General features: G+C 57.0%; 3 protein-coding genes. All 3 read right to left on the reverse strand.

What is annotated here, in order from left to right; all coding sequences use genetic code 11:
* Positions 1–315 (reverse strand): phosphoglucomutase/phosphomannomutase family protein (locus Q8Q07_03375; GenBank protein ID MDP3879333.1); only part of this gene is annotated, 315 nt, incomplete at its 3' end.
* Between the two features lie 309 nt (positions 316–624).
* A complete protein-coding gene (gene metK, locus Q8Q07_03380) occupies positions 625–1830 on the reverse strand; it encodes a methionine adenosyltransferase (GenBank protein MDP3879334.1) in 1206 nt (401 codons plus the stop codon).
* 22 nt (positions 1831–1852) lie between these two features.
* Positions 1853–2603 (reverse strand): adenosylhomocysteinase (locus tag Q8Q07_03385; protein ID MDP3879335.1); only part of this gene is annotated, 751 nt, incomplete at its 5' end.

The raw sequence follows: 2603 nt of genomic DNA on the forward strand, positions 1-2603 counted from the left end.
GCTGGCGGTGATGACCACCGCCCCACCGGCCTTTTGGGTTAAAGTGGCATAGCTGATTACCGGCGTCGGCGCTGTACTGGTGGAAAGGTAAGCCTTTATCCCGTTGGCGGCCGCCACTTCAGCCACCGCCGCCGCGAAGTCATCGGAGGCAAAACGCGTATCATAGCCGATAATCAGCCCCCGCCCGGCCAGCCCGGTCTGTTTCAGGTAATCGGCCACCGCCTGGGCGCAGACTCTGACGTTAGCAAAGGTAAAGTCTTCAGCGATGATGCCCCGCCACCCGTCAGTGCCGAATTTAATTGGATTTTCTTTCAATCCTATATCCTTCTGCAAGTCCGCCCGGAAACTGTCATTGCGAAACCATTCCGCTATAGGCGGAAGGCGAAGCAATCTGTGTGTGGGGAAGGGTACCCCTCACCTCTCAGATTGCCGCGTCGGCTACGCCTCCTCGCAATGACAATGACATGGAAGCCGTTTTCAGCAACCTCTTTAACGCCCCGTTTTACAACTTCACGCGACAGCGTCCATCCATCCTCCCCTTTCGTAAAGAGCTTGCCCCTGGCTTGAACAGGGGGGAACGAGGGGGATTTTATGTTCCCGCCCTTCTTAAACTCCCCCTTCCACCTACCCCAGCCCGTTGCTTCTTAAAATATCCGCCTTGTCGGTCTTCTCCCAGGGCAGGTCCAGGTCGTCCCGTCCGAAGTGCCCGTAGGCAGCCGTCTGCCGGTAGATGGGGCGGCGCAGGTCAAGGTTCTGAATAATCGCTCCCGCCCTGAGGTCGAAATGCTTGTTGATCAGGGCAAGCAGTTTATCGTTTTCTATCTTACCCGTACCGAAGGTTTCCACGGAGATGGAAAGGGGATGAGCCACGCCGATGACATAAGAAAGCTGGACTTCCAGGCGGTCGGCCAGACCGGCCGCCACCATGTTCTTGGCGATGTACCGCGCAGCGTAGGTCGCTGAGCGGTCTACCTTGGTCGGGTCTTTACCGGAGAAGGCGCCGCCGCCGTGCCGGGCAATACCCCCGTAAGTATCGACAAGTATCTTGCGGCCGGTGAAACCGGTATCCGATACCGGCCCGCCAATAACGAAGCGCCCGGTAGCGTTAACATAGTACCGCGTCTCGTCATCAAGCAAATTGGCCGGGACCACTTCCTTGATAACGTGCTTGATGATATCCCGCTCCATACTCTTGCGGTCTGTTTCATCATGCTGCGCGGCGATAACCACGCTGGTAACCCTCTTGGGTACCCCCATGCTGTACTCAACGCTTACCTGTGATTTACCGTCGGGGCGGAGGTAAGGCAGCGTCCCGTCCTTCCTCACCTGTGCCAGGCGCTGGCACAGCTTGTGCGACAGGGAAATGGTCAATGGCATCAGCTCCGGTGTCTCATTGCAGGCGAAGCCGAACATCATTCCCTGGTCGCCGGCGCCAAGCTCATCGAGGTGGCTTATCCCGGTGCTCTCTTTAGCCTCGAGAGACTTGCTGACACCCATATCAATATCGGCCGACTGCTCCTTTATGCCGTTCAGAATGCCGCATGACTGATAATCGAAGCCATAAGAAGGGTCGGTATAGCCCACGTCACGGACAACTCCCCGCACTATTTTCTGAATATCAATGTAGCAGTTGGTGGTAATCTCGCCCAGGACGATAACCAGGCCGGTGGTGGTGGCTACCTCACAGGCAACCCGCCCCATCTTGTCCTGGGCAAGGATAGCGTCCAGTACGCTGTCTGATATCTGGTCGCAAAGTTTGTCCGGGTGTCCTTCGGTAACTGATTCCGAGGCAAGTAAATATTTAGGTGAACTTGTGAAACTATTGGTCATTGTGTCTCCTTTTCTCCGTTTTCTAGGTTCCTTCCTGCCAGCTCAGCAGGTACTCTTCCTGCGCCGGCGTCAGGGTATCAATATGAATACCCATAGAGTTTAGTTTTAACCTGGCTACCTGCTTATCGATTTCTACAGGTACCGGGTAGACCCTGGACTCCAGTTTCCCCCGGTTCTTCACCAGGTGCTCCAGGCACAGCGCCTGGTTGGCAAAGCTCATGTCCATCACACTGGCCGGGTGCCCCTCCGCCGCCGCCAGATTAATCAGTCTCCCCTCACCCAGCAGGTACAGGCGCCGCCCGTCACCCAGCACATACTCCTCTACGAACGGGCGTATCTCCCGCTTGCTGCGGGCCAGGCTTTCCAGAGCCGGGATATTGATTTCTACATTAAAATGTCCGCTGTTGGCCAGGATAGCCCCGTCCTTCATCACCTGAAGGTGCTCCTTATCGATAACGCTCTTGTTACCGGCGACGGTTATAAAGATATCCCCCTCCCTGGCCGCATCCGGCAGCGGCATCACCTGAAAACCGTCCATGGCCGCTTCCAGGGCACGCACCGGCTCCACCTCGGTCACCAGCACCCGGGAGCCCAGACCCTTGGCCCTCAGGGCGATGCCTCGCCCGCACCAGCCATAGCCGCAGACCACCACCTTCCTCCCGGCCCAGAGGACATTGGTCGCCCGGGTGATACCGTCAATGGTACTCTGCCCGGTACCATAGCGGTTATCGAAGAGGTACTTCGTCTGGGCATCATTGACGGCAATTAAGGGA

It is taken from the genome of Dehalococcoidales bacterium, from assembly GCA_030698765.1.
GTDB lineage: Bacteria > Chloroflexota > Dehalococcoidia > Dehalococcoidales > UBA2162 > JAUYMF01.

Excerpts from the sequence above, each read along its gene's own strand:
- metK (MDP3879334.1), bottom strand. The coding sequence starts at position 1,830 with ATGACCAATAGTTTCACAAGTTCACCTAAATATTTACTTGCCTCGGAA.